Annotated in this window: 8 protein-coding genes; 1 reads left to right on the top strand and 7 read right to left on the bottom strand. The window is 64.4% G+C overall.

All coding sequences use genetic code 11. From position 1 onward, the window contains the following. Positions 1–92 precede the first annotated feature (92 nt). The 7 genes from JQ635_RS24140 to JQ635_RS24110 form a co-directional block, all read right to left on the bottom strand. Positions 93–905 carry a hypothetical protein gene (locus tag JQ635_RS24140; protein WP_211412274.1) on the bottom strand — a complete coding sequence of 271 codons (813 nt, stop codon included), beginning with the start codon at positions 903–905 and terminating at the stop codon, positions 93–95. Positions 906–1,014: 109 nt separating this feature from the next. Then, positions 1,015–1,383, bottom strand: coding sequence for a hypothetical protein (locus tag JQ635_RS24135; protein ID WP_211412273.1), 369 nt, complete (start codon positions 1,381–1,383; stop codon positions 1,015–1,017). Positions 1,384–1,469: 86 nt separating this feature from the next. Then, positions 1,470–1,739 (bottom strand): hypothetical protein, encoded by a 270-nt coding sequence (locus JQ635_RS24130; RefSeq protein ID WP_211412272.1) that lies wholly within the window; start codon positions 1,737–1,739, stop codon positions 1,470–1,472. Between the two features lie 150 nt (positions 1,740–1,889). Further along, positions 1,890–3,536, bottom strand: a complete 1,647-nt coding sequence (locus JQ635_RS24125) for a GMC family oxidoreductase (RefSeq protein WP_211412271.1) — start codon at positions 3,534–3,536, stop codon at positions 1,890–1,892. Positions 3,537–3,552: 16 nt separating this feature from the next. After that, the gene (locus tag JQ635_RS24120) at positions 3,553–4,146 is read right to left on the bottom strand and encodes a GNAT family N-acetyltransferase (RefSeq protein WP_211412270.1); all 594 of its coding nucleotides are present in this window, start codon (positions 4,144–4,146) and stop codon (positions 3,553–3,555) included. 157 nt (positions 4,147–4,303) lie between these two features. Beyond that, positions 4,304–5,230 carry an SMP-30/gluconolactonase/LRE family protein gene (locus tag JQ635_RS24115; protein WP_211412269.1) on the bottom strand — a complete coding sequence of 309 codons (927 nt, stop codon included), beginning with the start codon at positions 5,228–5,230 and terminating at the stop codon, positions 4,304–4,306. Positions 5,231–5,363: 133 nt separating this feature from the next. Beyond that, a complete protein-coding gene (locus JQ635_RS24110; RefSeq protein ID WP_211412268.1) occupies positions 5,364–6,197 on the bottom strand; it encodes an AraC family transcriptional regulator in 834 nt (277 codons plus the stop codon). A gap of 166 nt (positions 6,198–6,363) precedes the next feature. On the opposite strand from JQ635_RS24110, the gene JQ635_RS24105 reads away from it, so the two are divergent. Beyond that, on the top strand, positions 6,364–7,467 hold the full coding sequence (locus tag JQ635_RS24105; protein ID WP_211412267.1) for a mandelate racemase/muconate lactonizing enzyme family protein: 1,104 nt from the start codon (positions 6,364–6,366) through the stop codon (positions 7,465–7,467). The last annotated feature ends 4 nt before the right edge of the window (positions 7,468–7,471 follow it).

Here is a 7,471-nt window from a genome sequence, read left to right as displayed (position 1 = left end):
CTTGAAAGTGCGATTCGCCATAAGACGAATCCTACATCAACTCCCAAAAAGCAACATTCTTGCCCAGCCTCGACGGGATGGGCGGGCAACACTCATGAGCCACTCGCTAAGGCAGCCTCGAATGTGCCGGCGAGCACATTGAACAGCTCGACAAGGGCTCTGATACCGAGAACATATTCAAGATCGCTGCCCCATCGTGCGTACAAGTCCGCTCCGGGGACAAGCCGTCCCAACACTGCAGCCCCCTCGGTCTCGAATGCGTATTTTGGCTCGCGCACGTGGACGATGCGAAACTTGAGCGGAGACCACATGCGAAAGACATTTCCGCCGAGCCACACGCCAACCTCGAAGACAAGGCAGCCCCCGACCTTCTTCTGCCATCGATTCCGGGAGCGGCCTTCGAATCCCAGTCGACCGCAGAATTGCTCCAGGAAGGGAATGACGTCCTGCTTCCTTTGTATTCCACTGCCGGTGTCAATGCGCAGGCGTTCGGCTTCCGCCCTTTGCAGCCGATGTAGATGGGCGACCCGGTTCTCGCGGAGCTCCTGGTCCCCATAAATTTTCCGAAGGTGCTCGAACACGCATCTCACGAGTGGCGGAGCGACGAATGGCGGCTCAACAAAATCTCTGGCGGCGAAGAGTTCGTCCAGCAAGGCGGAGCGAACTTTCGGCATGATGACGAAGGTTCGTCCGTCGGGATTGCCTTGTCCAAGCGACTGCATCGTTTCACGAGCGACTTCGTCCCAATATCGGTGGAGCAGGTCCGAGCACTCCGTTCCACAGAATTGAATGAGTTCGTCCTGCTGCGCCCTGTGGAGCAGGAACCCAAGCGCCTCGAACGCGGCTTGCGTCGGCCCTCTGCCGGGCCATTTTGTCACGATGTCGAGAAGCGGATGGTCTTCCATGGATTATGGCTCGCCCAATACGGCACGTAGCCCGGATGGAGCACAGCGCAATCCGGGGACACGCGCCAACCGATGCAATTGTCCCGGATTACGCTGCGCTCCATCCGGGCTACGAAGTGCCGGATTCGAATGCAGATAGACTTTCAGATCGCGGCAGCACAGTCGGCGCGTCGCCCGCCATGCCATAGACTTCGATGCCTCTCAGCAAGTCGCCACTCGAAAAGATGAAGATACCGCTGGGATGATCGCCTTGATTGATCATGAAGTCACCCAGAATATGGACACCCGGCGGCGGCTCCGCATGCCCCCTGATCTGAAAATTGATGCTGGCGCATCCACACAGACATTTCCAGGGCGTGACTTCAGCCAGGTCGAGCTGACCGAGATACTGCGTTGCCTCTTCCGTGCCGTGCTTGAGCATCCAGCGGGCCAGATCACGCTCGGCATCTGTGAGAGGACGATTTTGCCCTGTACTCAATGAAAGTTGCCCGGCTGATGGTGGGTCGTGACCGTAACTCGTAGCGCATAGGATCGGCGCGGCTATGCAAAATTCATCTTAAGGGCTCAATGATTCAAGGTCGATGCCCACTCCAGAGCCGGAAGCACCGTGCCGACGAGCAGGCCATATGAAAAGGCCTTTCGAATCGGTGTGCCCCGAGGAAACCATGCTATTCCGCCCATGAAATACATGACCGCCCAGAGACCAGCAAACAGGGTCCAATCCCGCCAGCCCACGCGCAACAGCAGACCGACTGGAATAGCGGTGCAGAGAAAGACGAGGCCGCAGACGGCAATCTGGCCAACGGATTGTCGCTCGGCGCTGGGTTGAGGCATCGGCCATCTGTCCATCAGTAGAGCGCGTAGGGCGGATTAGCCGAAGGCGTAATCCGCCACTGGTTGTCTCCGCATCGCGAGAAGCGGTGGGTTACGCCAGCGGCTGCGCTTTGCGCAGCCGCCAGCTAACCCACCCTACGCCGCCGTGCCTCACGCCACCGCCGCGTCCGGGATGCGCGCGGCTTCCATCGGGTGCTTGCCGCGGATGAGGTCCGAGGCGCGGTCGGCGATCATCATGGTGGAGGCGTTGAGGTTCGCCGAGATCATGCGCGGCATGACCGAGGCGTCGATGACGCGGAGGCCCTCCAACCCGTGCACGCGGAGCTGGTCGTCGACCACTGCCCAGGTGCTGTCCGCCGGGCCCATGCGGCAGGTGCAGCCGGGGTGGAAGGTGGTGGTGCCGCGCTCGGTGGCGGCGTGCAGGAATTCGTCGTCGGTGTTGACGTTGGGGCCGGGGAAATCCTCGTAGGCGTAATAGGGCGAGAGCGGCGCACTCTTCAAAAGGTTGCGCGCGAGCTTCATGCCGCCGACGATGACGCGGCGGTCGAGTTCGGCGTCGAGATAGTTGGTCTGGATGATCGGCGGCGCGAACGGATCGGAGGAGCGGATGTGGACATAGCCGCGGCTCTCCGGGCGCTGCTGCCAGGAGGCCACGGTCATGCCGGGCTCGTCCTCGAGCTGGCCCTGCACGCCTTCCTTGTAGCTCGCGGGCGTGAAGGTGAGCTGCAGGTCGGAGCTCTCCGCGCTCTCGCCGGAGTGCCAGAAGCAATAGACCATGGTCGGCGACAGCGAGAGCAGGCCGCGGCGCGCGGTCGCCCATTTCAGCGCTTCGACCCAGAGATGCCAGCCGCGGCGGAGCTCGTTGATGGTCTGGATGTTCTTGACGCGCGCCACCGTGCGCGGCGCGTAATGGTCCTGGAGGCCTTCGCCGACCGGCAGCGCGTGACGCACGTCGATGCCGTGCTGCCGCAACAGATCCGGCGAGCCGACGCCTGAGAGCTGCAGGAGCTGCGGCGAATTATAGGTGCCGCCGCAAAGGATCACCTCCTTGTTGGCGCGCACTTCGACCGGCTGGCCGCCGCGGCCACCCTTGGTGTAGCGCACGCCGACCGCACGCTTGCCCTCGAAGATGATCCCGGTCGCATGCGCGTGCGTATGCACATGCATGTTGGGCCGCTTCATCGCGGGCTTCAGGAACGCGGTCGAGCCGGAGACGCGCAGGCCGTTCTCGATGGTGCGCTGGCAGTAGGAGACGCCTTCCTGCTTCGCGCCGTTGTAGTCGGGGTTGCGGGGGATGCCGAGCGAGACAGCCCCTTCCATGAAGGCCTCGCAGAGCGGATCGCGCCAGTCCATGGTGGTGACGGTGAGATTGCCGTCGCGCCCGCGAAAATTGTTGTCGCCCTCGCCGACCCGCTTCTCCAGTCGCTTGAAGTAAGGCAGCACGTCGGCATAGCCCCAGCCGCGATTGCCCATCTGCGCCCAGGTGTCGAAGTCCATGCGCTGGCCGCGGTTGTAGATGTGGCCGTTGATCGAGGACGAGCCGCCGAGCGTCTTGCCGCGCGGCGCGTAGATGCTGCGCCCGCCGGTGTAGGGTCCCGGCTCCTGCTGGTAGGCCCAGTTGATGCTCTTCATGTGGAAGGTCTTGATGAAACCCGCCGGCAGATGGATGTAGGGGTGCCAGTCGGAAGGGCCTGCCTCGAGCACGCAGACGCTGACGTTCGGGTCTTCGCTGAGCCGGCTGGCGAGCACGCAACCGGCGGAGCCCGCGCCGACGATCACATAATCAAATCTGTCCATGGTCCCTCGGCCGCCCCTAGCGCGGCTTGTCGTTGAGTTGAAATTCCAGATGCGCCTGCACCGTCGGCCATTCGGCGGCGGTGATGCTGTAAACGACCGTGTCGCGCAGCGTGCCGTTCGGCGCGACCTGGTGGCTGCGCAGGATGCCGTCCTGCTTGGCGCCGAGGCGCTCGATGGCGCGGCGGCTCTGGTGGTTGAAGAAATGCGTGCGGAACTCGACCGCGATGCAGTTCAGCGTCTCGAAGGCGTGCCGGAGCAGCAGCAGCTTGCACTGCGTGTTGAGCGGGCCGCGCTGCGCACCCTTGCCGTACCAGGTCGAGCCGATCTCGACGCGGCGGTTCGTGGCATCGATGTTCATGTAGGTGGTCATGCCGACGATGTTGCCGCCGGCGTCGAACACGGTGAAGGGCAGCATCGAGCCGGCAGCCTGCAGGCCCAGGCGGCGGTCGATCTCCTTGCCCATGTTCTCCGGCAGCGGGATCGCGGTGTACCAGAGCTTCGACAGCTCGCCGTCCTTGACGGCCTCGACCAGCCCCTCGCGATGCTGATGCGACAGCGGCTCGAGACGGGCGTGCTGTCCACGCAGGGTGATGGGATCAGGCCAGGGCATATCTCACTCCATAATGACTGCCGTCATTCCGGGGCGCGACGAAGTCGCGAGCCCGGAATCCATAACCACAAACTCTGCGGCCCGATGGATTCCGGGCCTGCGTGCTGGCGCACGCATCCCGGAATGACAACGGATGTATCGGCTCATCCAGATACATTCACTTGTTCAGAAAATTCAACGGCAAACCGCCGCGCGGCCAGTCCATGGCGACCAGTTCGCCCTTGCCCGACAGCGTGATGTAGGCCGTCTTGAGCTCGGGGCCACCGAAGGCAATGTTGGTGGTGACGCGGTCGCCGGTCGGGACCTGCTCGACCAGCGTGCCGTCGGGCGCGATTACCGAGATGCAGCCGGAGACGAGGGTGGCGACGCAGACATTGCCGTTCGCCTCCACCGCGAGCGAGTCGAACATCTGGTAGCCGCCGAGGCCGCAGATCGGCTTGCCCCGCTCGCCGCGATAGATCGCGTCGCGCGGTTTCAGCGTGCCGGGCGCGGAGAGCTCGTAGGCCCACAGCCGCCCGGTCGGCGTCTCCGCGATATAGACGGTGTTCTCGTCCGGCGACAGCCCGATACCGTTGGCCGGCAGCACGCCGTGAACGACCTCGACGATCTCCTTCATGCCGGGCTTGAGGTAGTACATGCCGCCGACATCCATCTCGCGGGGACGGCGCTTGCCGAGATCGGAGAACCACAAGCCGCCCTGCCTGTCGAAGACGAGATCGTTCGGCCCGCGCAGATCGTGCTCGCCGCATTTCGTCACGACGGTCTCGACCTTGCCGGATTGCAGGTCGACGCGCTGAATCGACCCGCCGAGATAATCGTCGGGCTGCGGACCCGGCATGATCATGTTGCGGGTCGGAATCCAGGAGAAGCCGCCATTGTTGCAGATGTAGATCTTGCCGTCGGGGCCGAGCGCGGCGCCATTCGGGCCACCCGGAATCTTCGCCACGATCTCCTTGCGGCCGTCGGGATAGACACGGGTCAGGCGCTGACCGCGGATCTCCACCAGCACCACCGAGCCATCAGGCATCACGACCGGCCCTTCGGGAAATTCCAGGTCGGTGGCGAGGACGCGGACGTTGGACATGTGGGACCCTCCCGGCTGCTTGTTATGGCTTGCACGGGATGTCCGGCACGGGCCCCACACGCAAGATTTGCCTGCGGTTATGACAAAGTCACCCGGGCTTGCCAAGCAAGCGGGACGGTATGCCAGCGTTGCGCTACTCTTTCACTGGCATCCAAATTTCGAAGCCGCCATTGCCGGTCGCGGGATCGAATTTTTCGTCATAGCGCTCGAAATTCGGCGCGTCCGCGGCTTTGAGCCCTGAGGCCGGCAACCACTGATTCCAGATCGTATTCACCGTGCGGCGGATCGAGGCGACGTGCTCGGCGTGGGTGAACACCGCATAGCGCTGCTCGGGGATGCGGACGCGACCGAAGCGGCGCGGCAGGTCGGAGAAGTCGGCGACCTCGACGCCGGCGATGTAGTCGAAATTGCCGGCATCGTCGCCATTGCAGCAAACGCCATAGGCGACGTGACCGACCCGCGCCGGAATTTCGGCGACCTCCTGATGGAAGCGCTGCCACAGGCTCGGGATGATGGCGCCATTGTCGCAGGAGATGCGCTCAGTGGGGCCGGCGACGAGGAAGGCCTTCGCTGTCTCGAAACGCGGTGCAGCAAGGTTGTCGGATATGGTGGAGTCCATGAGGATCGGCTCCTGTAGCTGGAGTTGGCCGGTGCTGGTCGCGCTCCGCACCGCTTCGGGCGTGGTGCCGAACTGCTCGCGGAACGCGCGGGTGAATGCCTCGTGCGAGCCGTAATCCGCCTCCAGCGCCAGCGACAGGATGTCCGGCGCGCCGTTCGCAAGACTGCGCGCGGCCTCCGTCAGCCGCCGCGCGCGCACGTAGCGCATCGCCGGCAGGCCGGTGGCTGAGGCAAACGCACGCACCAGGTGGAACCGCGACACGCCGGCGACCGCGGCGATCTCGTCGAGCGTCATCGGCTCGGCCAGATGGCTCTCGATGTACCAGAGCGCGCGCTGGGCTGGGTTCATGGTCGGACCCTCGTTCGAAGCAGGGCCATGATGCGCCGAAGGCCATCGGCTTCGCTTGATCGGCGTTGCGGTCCTGCGGGAAGATAACGCCGGAACGCTGGCAACGTCCGGGGGTTCGTGGCTACATTCGCAAATCCGCTCACAAGAAAGCAGGAGGAACCGCGGCATGAAGATCACCGATGTGCGGGCGCACCATATCCGCATCCCCTATGACGCCGGTGTCGCGAGCTTCCGCCAGGGCGCTTCCGCCATCACCGCCCTCGACATGGTGATCGTCGAGGTCGCGACCGATGCCGGGCTGACCGGCTGGGGCGATGCCTTCGCCTATGTCAGCCCGCGCACCACGCGCAGTGCCGTCGAGGAGATGATCGCGCCGCAGGCCATCGGCCTCGAGGTTCCTGACGCTGCCGGCATTCCTGCGGTGATGGAGCAGATCCAGCGCAATCTGCATCTGTTCGGCCGCTACGGCATCACCATGTTCGCGATCTCCGGCCTCGACATCGCATTGTGGGACCTCGCTGCGAAGATCAAGGGCGTGCCGCTGCACCGCCTGCTCGGCGAGATCAGGCGCCCGGCCATTCCCGCCTATGCGAGCCTGCTGCGGATCGGCGCGCCCGACAACATCGCCGCCGAATGCCGGAAGGCGCTCGCGCTCGGCTATGGCGCGATCAAGCTGCACGAGACCACGAGGCCTGTGGTGTTCGCCGCGCGCGAGGCGATCGGCCCCGACATTCCGCTGATGGTCGACATGAACTGCCCGCTGTCGGGCGAGCAGGCGATCGCATTTGCGACAGCCTGCCGCGACGCGCAGCCGATGTTCCTGGAGGAGCCAGTCTGGCCGCCCGAGGATTTCGCCACGCTCGCCGACGTTCGCAGCAATGGCGGGCTCGGCATCGCCGCCGGCGAGAATGCCTGCACGGAATATCAATTCCGCCAGATGATCGATGCGCGCGCGGTCAGCCACGCCCAGCCGTCGGTGATCAAGGTCGGCGGCATCACGGAGTTTTTGAAGGTCGCGGCGCTGGCCGATCAACGCGGCGTCAAGATCGTTCCGCACTCGCCGTATTTCGGCCCCGGCCTGCTGGCGACGCTGCACCTGCTGGCGACGCGCGACGACGGGCTGGTCGAGATGTTCTATCTCAAGCGCGAAGCCTGCCTGTGGGGCGGCCGTGCCGATGTCGATGCCACCGGCCATGTCGTGGTGCCCTCGGGGCCCGGGCTCGGCTACGAGCCCGATCGCGGCGTGATGGAGCGCTATCGCGTAGGGTGATCGC

Source organism: Bradyrhizobium iriomotense, assembly GCF_018130765.1.
GTDB lineage: Bacteria > Pseudomonadota > Alphaproteobacteria > Rhizobiales > Xanthobacteraceae > Bradyrhizobium > Bradyrhizobium iriomotense_A.
This window is presented reverse-complemented; position numbering and strand designations above follow the sequence as displayed.